Here is a 19890-nt window from a genome sequence, read left to right as displayed (position 1 = left end):
GTAAGTATCAATCTGTCAAAATAACCTCCTTTCCACGAAAATCATATTTGATATCATTAGTCTGAGCCAACATATCCAGTACTTCTATTAGACTCTTATTTCTGGATATTTGAGCGAGTACTTTCTTGTTTTCTTTACTTTTATTATAAATAACCTTGATACCATACCATCTTTCCAACTCTAAGCAAACCTCATCTACAGGGATATTCCTGAAATAAAAAACATTGTTTCTCCAAGCTGAACTCATTTGCAAATCGGCTGTAGCAATGGCATAGTGCTGATCTACCGTAATTTGTTTTGATGGCTCTAAGCGCACAGGAGTGGATGCTAGCCCAGACACTTGAATAGCCCCCTCATACAATGTTGTCACGTTTTGCTTGTCACTACGGAATGCCCTGATGTTAAATTGCGTGCCTAACACCTGAACAATATGCTCCCTCTTAAGCCGATTACCCAGAACATGTACATTGAATTTTCGGTTCTGCAATTTGGCAACATCAAAATAGGCTTCCCCCGTCAGATACAGATCCATATCTTGCTGCTGGGTATTAATAGGATACCGCAATTCTGTACCCGAATTAAGTAATACCGTGGTACCATCAATCAACCTGACAGAAAAACGCTTGCCGTAAGGCACTTTGATCGTGTGGTATACCGTGGCGCTGGGCATAAGCCAGGTGGTGCTATCTTGGAGCGTATAGCTAATCTGATTATCGCTGTGCGATATACGAATAGATTTTTCCGCATTGGCAAGCACTGCCGAGTCGCTGCCTAATAGATTGACCCTTCTGTCCTGAGAGAGAAGCAATTCAATCTCTTCGGCAAATTCTTCCGAACTAGCGTCTGGAGTTTTATCTTTAAAAATATCGTTTACCTCACGTACCAATTTTAACTCGGTGATCGCGGGCGGCAAAGCATCCCTGAAAAAGTACAACGGAATCATTAAAAACAATAAAACAGCAGCAGCATACTTCACAAACTGCAATACAGCACTAGATTTATGGATAGGTTTTACAGGAACCTCTTGAGCGACTTGCTTTTCTATCGCTGTCCAAACTGAATCCGAAGGTTCCAGCCTGACCTGTGTCTGCTGAAAGGCGGCAACAATCTTAGCTTCGATCTGCTCATTGTCCGTATATTTCAATACACGCATTAGTACTTTTCGCTCTTCGGCAGTCGCTGTACGATCCAAACAACGTTGTATCAACAAGTTTATATAGCTATCGTTATAATTCATAGGGCCTATAAAAATTGGGATTAGAAAATTTTAATACCTAAATCCCTTTATTAGTATGACTTTGGTATATTACCTTTTGGGGGGGGAATAATTTACTTTTTTTGCAAATAGTAAAAAATGAGCGCTAATGGGAGGTCATTTAGCATTTCGGTCATCGTGGCCCTTATTTTTTTTACCGACGCATCCAGGTTCCATTTGACGGTTTCGGCAGAAACTTCAAGTATCTTTGCAACCTCTTTACGGGAAAGTCCTTCTATTTTAACCAGTTGATAAGTGATCCGTTGTTTGGGAGATAGAAGCTGTAAGGCCTGTTCAAATGCCGTTTCCAACTCTTGATATTCGATATCATTATAGGTCTTGGGGGTCGCAAAGATATCGTGTAGGATAAGGTCAAGAGGCTCTTGTGAAGGGCTTATTTTCTTAATCTTTGTCAGGAAGACATTCTTTGCCACCCGATAGATCCACGCATCGAAATTATTGACTTCGATAAGTTTGCTCCTGTAGTTCCAAAGTCGGATAAAAGTATCTTGCAAGACTTCCTCAGCCATGAATTCGTCATCACTCAGGTTAAAAATCGTCGAATAGATGGACGTTTTGTAAACCTCAAAAATAGTACGAAAGGCCTGTTCATCTCCATTAGAAACACGAAGTAATATTTCAGCTATTTCGTGGTTAGGGATGTGACTATCCATAGGTATTAGATCCTAATTTTGTTTATATACCAGTCGTAATAGAAGCATTAGCTCCCTTTTACTGTGCCTACAAATATATAAATAGATTTTTTAAGATTATCCATGTTACAACAAGTTAATAGTTAAGCATAATAACATACCTAAGCAAACGGTACTAGGCCCCCATTTCTAAACTATTAAACACAAATTTGCTACAAATATCCCGTAAATTCCAAGGACAAAGACAGCAATAAATTGATCGCTGAAGAACGTTTTTTACAAAGTTGGTTTTCCACTTACCGATCCTGATTCATAACCGACAAAAGCAATTGTATCTCTCTGGGTTATATATGTGGCGAATGGAAGGTTGTCAGCTATGAGGGTACTTGGGAAGCTTAGTACGTTTAGCAACAACACATGAGGGTCGGCGACTACAGTATACGACACTCGAAGCATTAACAGGATGTTAAGAGGATAAAAAGGACAAATTAAAGATAATTGATTTGCCTTTTTTGGTATATGTTATAATGCAATAAACCGTATGAAAAGAATTATCCAAAGAGCGTGAGTAGTTTTTTTATTTTAGGTGTCTTAAAGGTAAATGATAACATGAAATATGATTAAGTTGACTGAAAGTGAATCAAAATACAGCAATCTTGAAGAGTTGAATACCGCTGAACTGTTAAACTATATAAATGATGAGGACAACACGGTGCCGCAGCTCGTAAAGAAAGTGATTCCACAGATTGAAATGCTTGTAAATGAGGCCGTCAAAAAGCTTAAAAACAATGGTCGGTTGATTTATATAGGAGCCGGAACAAGCGGGCGACTCGGGATTTTAGATGCATCCGAATGCCCACCAACATTTGGTGTCTCCAGCGATGTCGTTGTCGGACTAATTGCCGGTGGAGACACAGCGATAAAACATGCAGTCGAAAATGCGGAAGATAATAAGAGTACCGCGTGGGAAAGCCTCAAAAAAATAAACGTTTCAGATGCAGATTTTGTAATCGGTATTTCGGCATCGGGTTCAACTCCATATGTATTGGCAGGATTGCAGGCAATGGCCGCCATGGGTATCACAACAGGATGCATTGTCTGCAACGCAGGAACTCACATCGCGCAGACAGTGGATTTTCCGATTGAAGTAGTCACTGGACCCGAGTTCATTACAGGTTCCACCCGGATGAAAGCAGGAACGGCACAGAAGCTAATTCTCAACATGATTAGTACATCAGCCATGATTCAGTTGGGCAAGGTCAAAGGCAACAAAATGATAGACATGAAGATCTCAAATGATAAACTGATAAAAAGAGGTGTGCTTTTTATCATGGACGAACTCGGCTGTACGGAATATCAAGCATTAACCAATTTACAGAAATACGGTAGCGTACGGGCTGTATTGGAGCATTATAACGATTAGCGCATGAATAGCCAGCCTCATAGTTCACACTTGTCCACGCTATTTGAAAAAATCCATCAGGGCGATAAGCAAGCCTTTAATGAATTCTATTCCTGCTACGCGTTAAGGTTACTGAATTTTGCAAAGCAAATGCTTGCTGATGCCGATACGGCGGAGGAAATCGTATCGGATCTCTTTGTACAAATATGGACAAAAAGAGCTCTAATCAGAGAAATCCAAAAACCACAGCTATATCTCTATAAGGCATTGAAAAACGGCTGTCTAAACGAGATCAGAAAGAACGTCTATGCTAGCCAAACCATTGACTATGAATTGGAGGAACGTACTGTTGCTCAAACTCCCAGCCCCTTCGATGCATTGATTGACAAGGAACTACATGCCATACTGACGGAAGCTGTGAATTCCTTGCCTAAGCAACGCAAAGTCATTTTTACATTGATTCGAGAAGATGGCTTAAAACAGAAAGAAGTCGCCGAGCTATTGGACATTTCGCTGCGTACAGTGGAAAATCAACTCTACAGGGCAGTCAAATACCTGTCCAATTATATCGAGGTATATTGGAAGAAGGAGCAGTCAATCATCAACAAATCAAATTTCAAACGTTTTTTACTATCACTTTTCTGGTAGGCAGTTAAACAGTTATCAAAAAATAAACACAATGGACAAAGATGATTTTTTAAGATTATTCGCTAAAAAGTTAGCTGATGGGTTGACCGCAAGCGAACAGTTGGATTACGATATATATCTAGTGGAGCATAAGCAAGAGAAAGAGATAAGCCTCCTGTTAGAAGAATTTTACAAGAGACCGAAACACAACGAATCGACCAATAAGGACAAATTAAATTCTATATGGAAAAAAATTGATGCAGCGGAAAGCCCGACAGCAAAAACCAAAAACTACCGTAAAATGGTCTTTCTTTTTGGGAGCATAGCTGCAGCCTTGCTGATTTTCGTTCTTATTGGCATCAGATACTTCAATCCCACAGATATTGGCGAAACCGTAATCCAAGAATCAGGAACGAAAATAGTCTCTCTTGTATTGAAAGATGGGACAAAGGTAACCTTGAATAGACATGCTACATTAAGCTACAATAGCAACTATGGTAAGGATAACAGAGAAATTCTCTTAAATGGCACCGCATTTTTTGATGTAGCAAAGGATACCTTGCATCCGATGCGCATCACTGTGGGAGATTGGAAAGTAAATGTTGTGGGAACGAGTTTTACCATCAAGCCAAACTTGTCCAAGGATGAATCAGAACTCGTATTATACAATGGAAAGGTTCAGTTAATCCATAACGATTCGCCGGATCATATTTTTACCATCACTCCTGGAGAAAAAGCGGTATGGAAGCAAAAAGCACACAGAGGCGTTCCTGATCTAGTGATCAATAGAGTGAGTCTCCGTGAATTGGAGTTTAGCAGGCTATGGACTCAGGATTCTATTATATTCAAAAATCAACCACTAAAAGATCTGATGGAAAAGGTTGGTAAAAACTACGGGATGAAAGTAATCTTTGAAAACAAGAAATTGATGGACGCCAAATTCACTGGAGCGTTTGCAAGTAAGAATCTTAAAATAAATGAACTATTACACGCATTAAAAGTCAGCTATCCTTTTGAATATGAGATAAGAGATAGTGTGATCTTTTTACGCTAAAAATATGAAAATGTTTACAAGATCGATTTTATCACTAATAATCACTTTAGTTGGCCTGCAGTTTTGTCTAGCACAGGTACGTCATATCCGTCTGGAACCAGGTACATATCCATTAAAGGATGTCTTTGAAATGATTCAGAGTCAATGTGATTATACCGTATTTTACAGCGATGAGATCGTTACGGAAGACATGACCCTGACGGTAGACAGCAAGCAGATCTCACTAGATTATCTATTAAACAAAAAATTTAAGGATTACCATCTTGCGTATCAATTTCTTGACAAAAAAATTTTAGTAATATCTGACTTGCCTCCGAGTACATTAGAACAAATGCGAGCAGATAAAATCGAAGGGCAGATCAATGATATAAAAAATCAACCTTTGCCCTATGCAACCGTCCGTGTATTAAAAGGCGACTCCATAATAGGTGTTACAGTTGCAAATGAGCTAGGACGCTTTAATATTGCTCTACCCAGTGATCAAAGACTGCTGCTGCTCGAGGTTTCTTCTCTAGGTTATAAATCAGTCAGAAAATCGTTTAGCGACCTTGATCGAACGGGCAAACTAAAGCTGACCTTGGATATCGACAATACCGTATTGGAGACGGTAACGATTACGGAAAACCGATCGCCCTATGTCAGGCAGGCAGACCGTATGATCGTGAATGTAGAAGGGACGATGCTTGCAAACGGCCTATCTACACTCGACCTTTTACAACGATCACCTAACCTTTGGGTAGACCACAACGGCAATATCAGAATCAGGGGTAACCAATCTGTGATCGTCATGATCGATGATATTATACAACGGATGTCTACTGAGCAATTGGCAGAATACCTCCGCTCAATTCCTTCGGAAAATATTAAGCGAATAGAAATTATCTCTAATCCGGGAGCTGAATATGAAGCTCAAGGCCTTGGCGGAATCGTAAAAATAGTAATGAAAAAGGGAACAAATGATGGATTCAAAGTAATCTTATTGGCTCGCTATATCCAAAATGTCAACGACCCTTATTTTAACGGAGGCACCTTATTTGATTACAAAAACAAACGGCTCTACCTGTCTGGAGCAATCGCCTATACCAAAGATAACCAACGCTATAAGACAGACTATAACATCCAGTATCCTGACGACTCGAAATACCTGAGCAATACACAACGTTTTAAGGATCTCAATAGCTATAATGCGCGGTTAACAGCCAACTACGAAATCGCTAAAAACCAAAATATTGGATTGCAGACTATCTGGACAAATTCTAAGTCTGACCAAGACTTCCATACCAATAATGCCCATCAAATGAGGGGGGATACTTTATACAAAACAACGGATAACGTCTGGAAGAATAGACCGACAATGGTTAACTCTACCTTCAATTATTCGCTAAAAATAGATACATTAGAGTCTAACTTTAAAGTGATCGCCGATTATTTGTACAATGACAATCGGGAATCGAATCACTATCGCATGACAGCACCTAGTAGCCCTGCCCCCTACATTTATCAAAATCTTTCACCCAGCACAACACATATCTACAGTATACAGGCCGATCTCAACAAAAAATATCAAAAGGACTTTAGTTTTGCGACAGGCGTCAAATATGTGCGGACAAAACGCAATAATACCGTGGAAAGAAATAATTTTGTTGAGGATAACTGGCAGCTCGATTCTTTGTATAGTAATCAGTTTATATACAACGAAGATCTAATCATGGGATATTTCACCCTGGATAAAAAAATCAACAACTTCTCAATAAAAGCAGGATTACGGGCCGAACAAACTTTTATCAATGGACTATCGGTGACAAGTTCCGAGAAGGTAAAACAAAATTATCTCAATCTATTTCCCTCTATCTTTCTATTGCAGAACATAGGAAAGAAGGGTGCTTCTATTCATCTTAACTACGGAAAAAGGGTACGGCGGCCTTCTTTTAAGGATTTAAATCCCTATACGCTTCAGATCGACGACTTTGTGCTAATTCAGGGGAATGTCAATCTACAACCGGAATACATCCATCGCATTGAAACAGGGATTACGCTAAAAAAAGGTCTCTCGATCGATCTATTCTATTCCAATACACAGGATAAAATAGTACAATTTACCACACAGGTAAACAACAGGCAGATCAAATATCAATCAATAAACTTCAAAAATGGCAAAGACTATGGCTCAAGTGCGTTTTTCCCATTTACAATAAACAGTTGTTGGAGGGTTCAAAGCAATCTTTCATTCTTCAAATCCGAGTTTGAATATGGTAATATCAACCTTTCTCAAAAAGTATTTGAAGGAAGCCTATTTAACTTTCTGAAAGTTAGCAAACTATTTGATGTTAATCTATACTTGAGTTATCGAACACCGTCTTACATTGGAAATACTAAATATGCGGATCAATTCTATTCCAGCGTAATGTTTTCTAGAGGGATTTTAAATGGGAAAGGTAAAATAACACTGCAAGCCAATGATTTATTCAATACAGCGAGGGAGCGTGAATATTCAAGCTATGAAGGTACTATCATCAATTTCTATCAAAAACGCCCCACACGCACTTTTGGGCTATCCTTTGCCTATACGATTACAAATGGAAAGAAATTTGAAGATAAGAAAATCATACAATCCAACGATGAACAGAGAAAACGTGTCAATTAAGATAGCCTAAACACTCCCATCGTACAAATACTATTGTTCTATAAAATATCTGTGTGATGACGGACACCTTATTGACGAATATATCAATGTCAATCCCAGTCCTGCTCTGTCCCTCTTTAAGGCAGAGGCAACGTTTTGCTGAGTGCTATGATTATGTCTTTCTTTAATATCAACGTCGCCTGGGACTCCAATCGGATACAATTACCATTTCCCCAAAAATTACTGGTATCGAATGTCCCCGACACCAATAAATACCCGCCAACTTTTAGCGAATTATAAAAGGTGTTACCATCGATCTCATTGCCATTACTCTTGGAGACAGTATTCGCGCTAGTTATTTATGTCTTTTGTGATAATCTGCGCAATTGATCAATCCGTCTGGATGGAGACGGACAGGTTCAGGAAAGATCATTGCTAATTTGCAAAAAAGAAAAGCTTATGATCAACTTAAAAACTTTCTATATCGCAATACTCATTGCGGTAAGTTATTTTACCGCAGCAGCACAGGTAAAATCCAAAACAAATTCCAATACCACCATAGCCCAACTGCATAAACAGCTCGAAACTGTTATACAAAAAGAAAACATCCCGGGCCTGATGGTTTCGATTGTAAAAAACGATAACATTCTATACGCTGGTGGACTGGGCTATGCCGACCTTGGGAAACGTCGTCCCGTAGATCAACTCACCCAATTTCACCTCGCCTCCGTTACAAAATTTTTCGTGGCGATGGGAATCCAGCAATTAGTCGCTAAGGGAAGGCTTAAACTTAGCGACCGCATTCGCGATATAGCACCTGAAATTCCTTTTAACAATCCTTGGGAAGATACTTATCCAGTTAGGGTAGTTCACCTCCTAGAACATACAGCAGGCTTTGATGACGTGCAGCTCAATAGTATGGTAACCATAGGTGAAAAACCGCTACTTGGTATTGACGCGATCAAGGCTGTCAGCAATTCACTGACCGTTCGCTGGAAGCCCGGAACGATGATGTCCTACTCCAACCCCGGTTATAATGTACTCGGTTATATCATCGAAAAAGTGACGGACATGCCTTGGGATAAGTATCTACAAGATCAGATTTTTTTACCACTGAACATGCGTAAGAGCCTATTCGATCGTAATGGAACCCGTATGCCTAACTTCGCCACAGGTTACGATTTTCGAGATGGGAAATTCAGGCCGATGCCTTTCTATCAGCCAGGTAGCAATGGAGCAGGCAGCGCATTGGTATCAAACGCAGAAGATATGGCCAAATTTATGCTTTATCTGCTCAATGGTAGTGCTGACAGCACACTACTAAATAATGGCAATCTCAATGAAATGGAGATCATCCACAGTACTTTAGCCAGCCAGGCGGGATTACAAACTGGCTATGCTTTGGGCAATGATCTATTCCCGAATAATAAAAGGATTAGCCTACGTGGCCACAACGGTAAAGGGGAAGGTTTTGTATCCTGGTTATTTTTTAACCGTGATGCTGGTATAGCTTATGCCATAGCAGCAAACAGTGTGGTCAATATGTGGCCAATCTCGCAAGCAATCGAAGACTTCCTAACTAAAAATATATCCCCTCCAAAACTCACTAGTCACCCAATAGATAAACAAAAACTGAAACCGCTTTTAGGCTACTACCAATTTATGAATCCAAAAAATGACCGTTGGGAATTCTATAGGCGGATCTTTGGCGGTATTGAATTAAGAGGGATCAGCAAGGATCGACTCCTCGTCAAAAAAGAGAACGGACAGGTGGATTCCCTGATCCACATCGGCAATGGCATATTTCGCGCAAAAGATGATATTCTCCCTTCTTTTGTATTAGCCAAAGATTCCAATGACCAGCCTTTCTTTCAAGGTTATGGCAATAGCTTCTATCGAAAAGTGCCTTCGGCTTCCCTGTTAATACAAAAGATTCCTATCTATTTAGGTTTTTGTGCCATTTTGATTTATATGATCTTTAGTCTGGTGGGAATAGTGCTTATGTTCTTTCGAAAAATAAAATTGATCGACGTTGGAATTCCACTATTGCCAATAGTAGGAACCTGTTGTTTTATTGCGGCCTATCGTCTCATGGGATTGACGGATGCCAGTCACAAAGAGCTCTTTACTTCTTTTAACATAACAAGTTTTTTGATTTTCCTGGGCATGCTCTCATTTGCGATATTAGTTATTGTCAGTAGCCTGCTGCTCTATAAACGTTGGTTTCAACTAACTCCGAGATGGTTGCGTCCGCTATTAGTGTTCTGTAATTTCTTTTTATGCTACTTGGTTGCGCTGTTGTCTATCAATGGCTGGATTGGTGTGCCGATCTGGATGATGTAATTCATTTGGCCAATTATGTTTAAATTCACAGTACAAAGATAGGTTAATATAAACCATGGTCAACATACTCTATACTTTTCACGCTTTTTCAGCTGGTGCATTATGGTTGCTCGGGACCTTGATCTTTATGGGGGTAAACAAGACAGGTCCCCAAGCAGACCGCTGGCTGGGCGCATACTATTGTCTATTGGCGAGCTTATTTACCCAGCTCTTTCTAGAAGGTTTTCATATCGACAACGGAGCTTTGATCCATGTTCTGGAGCTTCCCCGCTGGGCGACTCTCCCCTGCTTTTATCTCGCAGTTCATTACCTCGTCAAACCAACAACACCTATTCGGTACTGGGGATTACATTTTGTTCCATTCCTGGCTTTTCTTTTCTTCTCCGTCATCTATTTAATACCCGGACTTTTTAACAAACACATCCACGCTCCGCAATTACCGCATTGGATCATGTTCGCTATTAAATATTTCTTCTTTGCGCAATGCATCTTTTATTGGATGGCCTGCTATTGGCTCTTTAAAATACATCAAAAGAATATTCGCCAGCTGTCTTCCTATACGGAGAAGATCAACATGATCTGGTTGAAGTATCTATTGATCGCTCTATTATTTATGATCATTGTCCGTTTGCTGGCGTTGGCTCATTTTTCCTTTGACTCCCTTGCACCAATTCTATATTTTATGGGCATAGTGGCACTTGGGTACGGAACTTTAACACAGCGGTCAATATATGCTGTGGAATCTAGCGATAATCTGATTGATGAAAGTGATAAAACAAAGAATATTAAAACCGAAGAGCGATTGACAGAACAACAGGTAGACACATTAAAAGAAAAACTCGTGCAGAAAACAACAGCTGAAAAGTTATATCTAGACCCTGCCCTAACACTCTCATCCCTCGCGGACCATATCGGCATCAATCCGCATGATCTTTCCTATATTATAAACAATGGCTTACAAAAAAATTTCTACCAGTTTATCAACGAACTGCGCACGGAAGAAGCGAAAAGACTACTATTATCCGAAGAGGCCAAGCGACTTGATATGTTTGGGATCGCGATAAGGGCCGGCTTTAATTCAAGAACAACTTTTTATAGCAGCTTCAAAAAGGTAAACGGAATGACACCGACAGCATATATGAAAGTCCATGGTAAAAAATCATCTTAACGAGGGAAAGTGGAGTTTGTTCGATTGCATCCATTCGGACAATTAACCTATCAAAAAGACCTACTCTTGTATCATATCAACAAAAAAGATTATGATACAACAAATTAAACCAAGTATTCGCTCGAAAGCGATACGCCAGATTTCCAAAGCAACATATGGCTTTCTCACGGGAGCCTACTGTCTTTTAGTCGGCCATGGTGCATTCGCACAGACCGCCGCTGCAAATGCTTCCCAGCAGCAAAATCAGTCTCCACTGAAATCATTTCAGGGTTATTATCAGCTCCCCAACAAAGTAGCTTTCATTGCTTTCGACGAGCAGGATAATGCGCTGCACGCTACACAGCTATGGGACCAGAAAAAAAGATATCAGCTCGTCCGTAAAGATAACACGCACTTTGAATCCAAAAACGAAGGCTATTCGATAGAATTCTTAAAAAATAGCTCCGGAGATTTTAGCCAAGCAAAGCTCCTGGGCAGAATTGTATGTGAGCGTGTACCGTTTGACCCCAATAAAATTGCAAGTCTGACCGCATCTCAATTGAAACAGCTTTCCGGAACTTACTTAATGGCCAACGACAACAATTTTAAAATTACTATAGAACCTTCAGCACAGGGCTTAATCCTTAAACAATTGTGGGACAACAAAACAGTTTCATTTACCCCTCGCTCTGAACTTTTCTTCCTCAACGAAGATGGCACCTTTCCTTTGACATTTTCTGTTGCCAATGGAAAGGTGGAGCAGATGACCTGTTTTGAAAAGGACCTCTGGTTGAAGGCTGATTAATTTTCCAATTCAAAAAAGATATGAAAAGAATGATTATCTGCTTATCTGCTATACTGTTGAGTATAGCACAATTAAAGGCGCAGCAGGTAGCTGACGAACAGTTTTATTACCCCATTGCCGATCCGCACCATCAGGTCGGCAATGGACCGTTGCTCCTTTTTGACGAGGCACACAACAATGCGGTTACTTTGAGAGGAACATATGCAGCATTTTCAGATCTTCTGCAAGCGGACGGATATAGTCTCCGAAGTACCAAAGAAAAGGTCAATTTGGAAAGATTGAAAGAGGCAAAAATATTTATCAGTGTAAATGCGCTACATGATCCAGAAAACTGGAGCCTGCCTGCCCGTTCGGCATTTACAGATAAGGAAATAGAAATTCTCCGACAATGGGTATTTGACGGTGGATGTTTATTTTTGGTAACCGATCATATGCCCTGTGGCGGATCAGCACAAGCTCTAGCCGCTGTATTCGGCATTCAAGTCATTAATGGCTTTGCTTTACGAAAAGATGGAAAGCCCGAAATCTTTTCAAAAGATAAAGGAACACTTTTATCCAACGAAGTAACAACTGGATCGGGTACGGAAATAGACAGTATTATGTGCTGGGGCGGCACGGGATTTACGGTACCAGAAACCGCACAAATTATCTCTTTGTTGGACGAAGGATATGAGATTTATTTACCTGCCGATGCTAATCTGATAAAAAGGCCTATGCCAGACTACATTCCCCGATTGCCTGGCAAAGGATTTGCAAATGGTGCTTACCTTCGATTTGGGGAAGGAAGAATGGTGATATTCGGGGATGGCGCTCCTTTTTCTGCCCAACTCCATGGCATCAAAAGTGAAAAAAGGGGAATGAATCATCCTTCTGCTTACCAAAATGCACAATTTCTGCTTAATATCGTTCATTGGCTCGACCAATGAACGATCAGCAAATCCCAGTAGTACCATTATTGAAAAATTTCAGGTCAGTTCCTATATTGACGCGCTGATTTTTCACCTTTTATTCTGGAAGCTCAGGCATAGCAATCCGACGTTGGGCTGAGTCAATTACCTGACCCAGCCTTAAAAACTACCCATTACCTATGTTGTGACTAACCTATGATTACAATCAATTAGAACACAATTTTTAAGCAAAATAGTTTTGACTTTCAGACAATAATCAAAACGCTTTCTCCACCCTCCGGTCCGGTAAAAAAACAGCAACCACCCCTATGAGTGGTAAGAATGCACATATACGATAGACAAGGTCTATACCAGAACTGTCGGCGATTTTTCCCAATACAGCTGATCCAATCCCTGCCATTCCGAAAGAGAGTCCAAAAAAGAGTCCCGACACCATTCCCACGTTTCCGGGTAAAAGCTCCTGTGCATACACCACGATTGCTGAAAAGGCAGACGCTATAATTAAACCAATGATGACAGTTAATATGACCGTGCAGATTAAATTTGAATGGGGTAAAACTAACGTAAAGGGCGATGCCCCGAATATTGAAAATAATATAACATTCTTTCGGCCTATCCGGTCGGCCAAGGCTCCTCCAATCATCGTACCGACGGCTACCGCCAATAAGTAAACGAACAGATAAACCTGAGATTCCCTCACTGAAAGTGCAAATTTATCCATCAGATAAAATGTGTAGTAGCTCGACAGGCTTGCCGAATAAAAATACTTTGAGAAGATCAATAGCAACAAAATAGCCAGGGGAACAACAATCCTCTTTCCCCGACTCTCTACCATTTCAGTATACTGCGATCCATTTTTGTCCTCCGTAGGCGCCGTTCTGCTCTTTGATTTGTACCAAGATGCTATTCGGTACAATATCCCCATTGCCAGCAATGCTACCGGCAACAGCCACAGTACATTTTTTTTACCATATGGAGCGATCAACACCGCAGCAAGTATAGGGCCCATTGCCGTTCCGACATTACCGCCGAGCTGAAAAAGAGACTGGGCAAACCCGCGTTTTGCTCCTGATGCCACATACGCAATTCTCGATGCTACCGGATGAAAAATAGCGGATCCTGCACCGACTGTCACCACAGCCATAAGTAACCAGCCGTAACTGCTGGCCAAAGCCAACGTGACTAAGCCCAGGAGACTGAACAGCATACTCACCGGAAATAGATATGGATAAGGTTTCCTATCGGTGATAAATCCGATCAGCGGCTGCATGATCGAGGAAGATAGCTGGAAGACAAAGACAACCAGCCCGATCTGAGAAAAATTCAGTTGAAATGATTCTTTGACGACCGGATGGATCGCTGGTATGAGCGATTGAATGGTATCGTTAAACAAGTGGCAGCAACTCAACATAAAGAGAATGGGATAGGCTGTCCCGTTCCCCTGGTTGAAGGGATTTATCTTTCGGTCCAGTGCATCCTTTTTCAAACTTGTCATGTTTAGCCGTCAGAAAGGTTATCTTCCATGAAATATTCGCCAGCCGTGCGCTCAATGGCTAAACCCTGCTTATACCGGTTCATAAAAACAGTGAAACCTTCTACATCTCTGGGCTCCGGAGCAATAATCTGTTCTTCTAACCATACAAAAACGCGGTCAGACAAGTAGCTAGATAATGTTTCCTCATCCTCTCTGTTGACCATAAAGGATGCCAAAACTGCCATCCCCCAAGCGCCCGCCTCTCCGGCCGTAGCCACCACCGAAAGGGGTGTATCGAGTGCCGCCGCGCATATTTTTTGCGCGGGAAGACGGGTTTTGAACAGACCGCCATGTGCTTTAATCTGTTCGATCCGGATGTGTTCTCCATTTGTTAAAATATCCATTCCCAAGCGGAGTGCAGCAAAAGCAGAAAATAGATGTGTACGCATAAAGTTGGATAAATTAAAGCGGCTTTCAGGGCACCGGACAAAAAGCGGCCGGCCTACATCGACACCGGTGATACTTTCTGCGGAATAATAGCCGTAGCTCAACAATGCTCCTCCGTCGGGTTCTGCATCCATAGCTTTGTTAAATAGCGTTTCATAAATCCTATCCATGTCCGGTGCGAGTCCCATCGCCTGATAAAACTCACGGAATAAATTTACCCATGCGTTGATATCGCCGGAGCAGTTATTGGCAAGGATGATACCGACCGGCTTCCCATCTGGGGTTGCCATGATATCAATCTCAGGATATATCTTAGACAGTTCTTTTTCCAGTACAAACTGGGCAAAAATGGATGTACCTACAGAGATATTCCCCGCGCGTATATTCACGCTATTTGTAGCCACAGTCCCGGTACCACCATCTCCTTCCGGAGGACACATCGGGATACCCGCCTCCAGCGTGCCGGAAGGATCCAGTAACTGGGCTCCTTCGACGCTAAGGTACCCTGCAGATTCACCTGCAACGCGAATTGTAGGCAAGATATCGATCAGGTTCCAGGAATATTCCCTTTGGGCAATCAGGTTATCAAAAACCGCTAACTTATTCTCATCAAACTTTCTTTTAGTCAGGTCAACAGGAAACATACCGGAAGCATCACCAATTCCCAAGTACCTTTCTCCGGTGAGGCGCCAGTGGATATAGCCAGCCAGTGTCGTTACATAATCTATCTGAGCAACATGCTCCTCCCGATTCAGAACGGCCTGAAACAAATGAGCTATGCTCCACCTCTGCGGGATTTTAAACTGGAAGCGCTCAGTCAGCTGCGCTGCCGCGGCTGCTGTGGTCATATTCCTCCAGGTGCGGAACGGCACCAGCAGTTTTCCGGTTTTGTCGACAGCAATATAGCCCTGCATCATCGCCGAACAGCCTATGGCCGCCACCCGTGTTAATAACACACCGTAGCGATTTTTTATTTCCATAGCCAATCTCGCATACGCTTTTTGAAGTCCGTTAACTATCTCGTTCTGGCTATATGTCCAATACCCAGCTATCAGCTGATTTTCCCAATCATATAAGCCTGACGCTAGCTGTTCACATGTATCATTAACCAATACAGCTTTAATTCTCGTCGAACCCAATTCTATGCCAAGATAGGTTCTGCCCTGAATTATCGCCGTCTTCATGTTATTATCCATATTTTGTAAAACAAATTTCCACTGTTAAAAAATCACCAGCTATCGGTCCGGAACGGAGAGGCCAGCAGCTGTTGCCTGTTGATCAGATTAGCATCCTCGGGATTATCACTCCAGGCATAGCGTACTGCCACGGGGTGGGCTATATCCCTATGACTGACAACGACGGCATTGCCCTTGACAACAGCGTCCGCCCAGACAAATTTGCGGTCCTGCCCAGCGATGGCAAAGTGTCTCAGTGGTTGCCCGTCCCTGCTTGCCAGTCCAGCGCCGACCTCCTTAAAAAAGAGTACGATCCTGTTGTCCTTGATTTCCATACGCTCATAGACGGGTCCTGAGCTTACCAGCTTTTCACCGTACACCAGTTTGCGGGCAGCCAGCAGCAGCCGCGCAGCAAGGTCCTTTTTATTCAGGGGATGAATATCGTTCCACTCGCCAATATCATAGTTGACCGTCAACGCTGTATAGGGAACGTCACGGGATACCTTAAACTGCGCTTCCCGTACACCCGCCCATCCCGATTCAGAGGGGCGTTCCTGTTTGCGCATATAATTAGGTAGCTGCACTAGCAAAAAAGGCAGCTGCGGGCGCTCCAACGTCAGGCGCCAGTCTTTGATCAGCAGACGCAGATACTGTTCGTAGGTCTGCGGACTGCCCGTATTGGCCTCTCCCTGGTACCAGATCACGCCGCTCACGGCCACATCTTTTATCGGATAGATCATGCCGTTATACAGCTTTGACCCTACTTCATTAATATTTTGAAGTCGCGGCTGATAGCTTTTGGCCAGATCGGGATCCATGCCTACCTGATATTTCCAAGGTCCAGCCAGATTGATCTCGTTGTCATTGACCAGCAGCTTATAAGACTTGCCTTCCACAAATCCCCCATTACCTGTATTAGACCGCAAGCGTACCGTCACGGTATTGTGCCCAGCGCGCAGGATACCTGCCCGTACGGGGTACTTGCGGGGCGGATACATATAGCCGGTGGCACCCACAAAGTGGCCATTGACAAATACCGAATCACTGTCGATCATGGTCCCCAGGTACAACACGCCATACCGCCCCGCCAGCTCGCCCGGCAATTCAAATGATTTTCTAAAATAGACCACTCCCTTGTTATGCAACTGCTGGTCGCGCCACCATCCCGGCACGGTAAAGGTAGGCCAGCTACTGTCGTTCCAGTCTGGCTTTATCCAGTCCCGGATACCGCGGTCATGCTGCGCCAGATGCATGCTGTCCAGTGCGGGGCGGTCGAGCAGCAGCCGGGGAAATTCTTTTAGCTGATCCTGGCTGATCCAGCTTTCTATATTCGAGCCGCCGAGGCTCGACACGAGCATGCCCACGGGTACACCGGTATGAGCATAGCTCTGCTGTGCATAGAAATAGGCCAATGCCGTCCAGTTCATCACTTCCGAAGCCACAGCGGAGTACCAGCGTCCGCCACCGGCTATTTCGCTGCGGCGGTCCAGCGCATTCTGTGTCGGTACCTTAAAATAACGGATCATATGGTTATTGGATTCATTGATCTCCGGAAAGCGTTCTACCAGCCTTTCTATCGGTGTCTCCATATTGGACTGGCCCGAGCAAAGCCACACATCGCCGATCAGGACATCTCGGATAGCGATCTCATTCACCTGCAGCAGATAAGGACCTCCGGCTTTCTGTGCCGGCAGCCTGATGGCCCAGTTACCTGCCGCATCCGCCTCAGTCAGGTAGCTTTGGCCACGAAAACGTACCGTTATTTTCTCACCACTGTCGGCCCAGCCCCAGATTTTCAGTTCGGTATCACGCTGCAGCACCATGCGGTCTGCTATCAGCGCAGGCAGCCGCACTGCTGCGGACGAGACTACAGCATAGAGGAACAGGGCTAATGTCAGGGCAAGAGTACAGGCTTTTCTTTTTTTCATCTTCATACGATTGCACATTCTACAAATAAGAGTGCAGGACCGCTCATCCTGTACAGATGGCATGTCCTACAGCCCTATTAGTTATATCCGGGATTCTGGTAGGCTGCTTTTTCGGCTGCCGACATATCCATGGCATCCAGCTGTCCTTGCGGGATAGGCCGCAGGTAGTGGAAGGGTTGTATCGACCGAGTGAAGGTTGTTGCCGTGTGGTCACCTACATTCGAACCGGCAATACGATAGGTTTTAGCGATGTCGGACCAAGTCTGTGTACGCACGAGGTCATACCAGCGGTAGCCCTCACCATAATACTCGCGCGAACGTTCGGCCAAGATGTAATTGAGCGTAATCTGAGCCGGCGTCGCAGCCAACATTTCGGCACGGCGGTTGGCTTCCTTGGCCGTGTTGCCGTTGTTGTCCCAGCGCCATACCCCCGCGCGGCCGCGGATCACATTGACCAGGTCGCGTGCGCTCTTGCCGGCTTTGGCCGTCGCACCCTTCACTGCCGCCTCGGCAGCGATAAAGTACAGCTCGGAAAACTTGGCAATATTGAACGGCCGGGTGCTGCCCGCGTTGGGCTGTCCCAAGCCATTGCCGTTGTCGGTGCGGTAAGGGCCCAGCTTCCACAGTCCAGGATAGACACGGCGGCTGATGCCCTCCGGAGAGATCACATAGTCGGCCCTGCCGGGGAGTACCCCCGCCCCGATACTGCTCTTGTAGGTTTTATTGTCATAGTTGATCGGCATCTGTGGCTCCTCATTCAAGAAAGTGAGGATGGCCTCTTCCGGTTTGACGGGTATGTTATTGGCGTTAAACAACGAAGGGTTGCTGATATTTGCCTTGTTCCAGTTGCCGCGGTACACCGTCGTGAAGGTGCCGTCGTAGCGCGAGTCGTTGGTTTTGTCGGCAAAGGTTTCGGTCACCACGTTGATCGTCGGTGCCATCCGTGTCCATGGGCGCCCCAGTGCCTGCGCGGCCTCCCGCTGTACCGAGTTCACCAGATCGGCGGTATTCCAGGCCGTTGTTTTGGAGCTCGTGATCGACGTGTAATTCCAGGTCATCATCCAGCCCGCAAAGTTGTCGGGTGCACCGCCACTGCCATAGCTCAGGCTACCGCCATTATACAGCTCGCTGTCTTCGGTATGGTCAGCAAAGAGCAGGATCTCGTTGTTGCGGTCATTAGTCCCGACGTTGACATCGTAAAAGGTGGGCTGCAGGCCATACGGTCCCGGGTTTTCAATAGCAGCCACGGCTATGTCGTAAGCCTGCTGGAAATACCAGGCGCTGGTCTTGCCATCAGGATCCGTCCGTGCGGTCTCCGGATAAGTCGGTATATTTTTCGGATTTTCCAGCCACCAGGCGTAGGTCAGGTAGGCCTTTGCCAAATATAAGCGGGCCACCGTCTTGCTCACGGCCCCCTTTAAGCGCGGTGCATCGGGCAGATCGCTAATGGCCTTAGTCAGGTCCGGGAAAATAGCCCGTGTATACACTTCAGCCACGGTATTGCGTTTGGATTTACGCTCCACAGAGGTGCTGTATTTGAGTTCGCCCCCACCCAGGTCGAGCGGCACGCCACCAAAAGTCTGCACCAGCAGGAAATAATCAAATGCCCGGAAAAAGTGTGCTTCGGCGATGATCGCGGGCGAGGTGCCCACTGTCAGAGCATTCTCGATGATGCCCGAGGCCATGTTGATGTTAGGCAGGGCGGCCTGCCATGCCACATCCGCCCTGCTATTTATAGCCGTCATCGTACTGAGACCTGTAAAGTCCATCACCTGAAAGTTTTCGTCCGCACTCTGCGCATAGGTCACCTCATCGGTCCCGGTCAGGCAGGCATTGTAATAATAAGCCTGTCCATAGATATAGCGCAGGTGGGCATAGAGTCCCACAATACTGTTGTTTATACCGTTTGGTGTCTTAAAATCCCCCGGCGTAAAGATTCCTCTGGGCTGTTCATCCAAAAATTTGGAGCAGCTGTTCATGCCGAGCATCAGTGAACCAAGGCAGAGCCCTATGATAAGTTTTGAATTGAAAGTTTTCATGCCTGAATGT

At 44.0% G+C, this 19890-nt stretch carries 14 protein-coding genes; 8 read left to right on the top strand and 6 right to left on the bottom strand.

Annotated features, from left to right (window positions below; genetic code table 11):
- Positions 1-7: 7 nt before the first annotated feature.
- Positions 8-1237 (bottom strand): FecR family protein, encoded by a 1230-nt coding sequence (locus ABTV71_RS07110; RefSeq protein ID WP_433902669.1) that lies wholly within the window; start codon positions 1235-1237, stop codon positions 8-10.
- 92 nt (positions 1238-1329) lie between these two features.
- A complete protein-coding gene (locus ABTV71_RS07105) occupies positions 1330-1929 on the bottom strand; it encodes an RNA polymerase sigma factor (protein WP_433902668.1) in 600 nt (199 codons plus the stop codon).
- A gap of 595 nt (positions 1930-2524) precedes the next feature.
- On the opposite strand from ABTV71_RS07105, the gene murQ reads away from it, so the two are divergent.
- The 8 genes from murQ (at position 2525) to ABTV71_RS07065 (ending at position 12835) form a co-directional block, all read left to right on the top strand.
- Positions 2525-3331: an N-acetylmuramic acid 6-phosphate etherase gene (gene murQ, locus ABTV71_RS07100; RefSeq protein ID WP_433902667.1), complete on the top strand. Its 807-nt coding sequence runs from the start codon at positions 2525-2527 to the stop codon at positions 3329-3331.
- 3 nt (positions 3332-3334) lie between these two features.
- Positions 3335-3958 carry an RNA polymerase sigma factor gene (locus ABTV71_RS07095; RefSeq protein WP_433902666.1) on the top strand — a complete coding sequence of 208 codons (624 nt, stop codon included), beginning with the start codon at positions 3335-3337 and terminating at the stop codon, positions 3956-3958.
- Between the two features lie 31 nt (positions 3959-3989).
- Positions 3990-4991: a FecR family protein gene (locus tag ABTV71_RS07090; protein ID WP_433902665.1), complete on the top strand. Its 1002-nt coding sequence runs from the start codon at positions 3990-3992 to the stop codon at positions 4989-4991.
- Between the two features lie 10 nt (positions 4992-5001).
- A complete protein-coding gene (locus tag ABTV71_RS07085) occupies positions 5002-7635 on the top strand; it encodes an outer membrane beta-barrel protein (RefSeq protein ID WP_433902664.1) in 2634 nt (877 codons plus the stop codon).
- A gap of 438 nt (positions 7636-8073) precedes the next feature.
- Positions 8074-9957 carry a serine hydrolase domain-containing protein gene (locus ABTV71_RS07080; RefSeq protein ID WP_433902663.1) on the top strand — a complete coding sequence of 628 codons (1884 nt, stop codon included), beginning with the start codon at positions 8074-8076 and terminating at the stop codon, positions 9955-9957.
- Between the two features lie 55 nt (positions 9958-10012).
- Positions 10013-11125 (top strand): helix-turn-helix domain-containing protein, encoded by a 1113-nt coding sequence (locus ABTV71_RS07075; protein WP_433902662.1) that lies wholly within the window; start codon positions 10013-10015, stop codon positions 11123-11125.
- Between the two features lie 91 nt (positions 11126-11216).
- Positions 11217-11909 carry a hypothetical protein gene (locus ABTV71_RS07070; RefSeq protein ID WP_433902661.1) on the top strand — a complete coding sequence of 231 codons (693 nt, stop codon included), beginning with the start codon at positions 11217-11219 and terminating at the stop codon, positions 11907-11909.
- A 20-nt stretch (positions 11910-11929) separates the two neighbouring features.
- A complete protein-coding gene (locus tag ABTV71_RS07065; RefSeq protein ID WP_433902660.1) occupies positions 11930-12835 on the top strand; it encodes a hypothetical protein in 906 nt (301 codons plus the stop codon).
- A 238-nt stretch (positions 12836-13073) separates the two neighbouring features.
- Here the strand turns inward: ABTV71_RS07065 and ABTV71_RS07060 are convergent, their stop codons facing one another.
- The 4 genes from ABTV71_RS07060 to ABTV71_RS07045 form a co-directional block, all read right to left on the bottom strand.
- Positions 13074-14312 carry an MFS transporter gene (locus ABTV71_RS07060; RefSeq protein ID WP_433902659.1) on the bottom strand — a complete coding sequence of 413 codons (1239 nt, stop codon included), beginning with the start codon at positions 14310-14312 and terminating at the stop codon, positions 13074-13076.
- 2 nt (positions 14313-14314) lie between these two features.
- Positions 14315-15922 (bottom strand): xylulokinase, encoded by a 1608-nt coding sequence (locus ABTV71_RS07055; protein ID WP_433902658.1) that lies wholly within the window; start codon positions 15920-15922, stop codon positions 14315-14317.
- Positions 15923-15966: 44 nt separating this feature from the next.
- Positions 15967-17847 (bottom strand): sialate O-acetylesterase, encoded by a 1881-nt coding sequence (locus ABTV71_RS07050; protein WP_433902657.1) that lies wholly within the window; start codon positions 17845-17847, stop codon positions 15967-15969.
- Positions 17848-17918: 71 nt separating this feature from the next.
- Entirely contained in the window at positions 17919-19880 is a 1962-nt protein-coding gene (locus ABTV71_RS07045; RefSeq protein ID WP_433902656.1) for a RagB/SusD family nutrient uptake outer membrane protein, read from the bottom strand.
- Between the last annotated feature and the right edge of the window lie 10 nt (positions 19881-19890).

Origin of the sequence: Sphingobacterium puteale, from assembly GCF_050986225.1 — a bacterium.
GTDB lineage: Bacteria > Bacteroidota > Bacteroidia > Sphingobacteriales > Sphingobacteriaceae > Sphingobacterium > Sphingobacterium puteale.
This window is presented reverse-complemented; position numbering and strand designations above follow the sequence as displayed.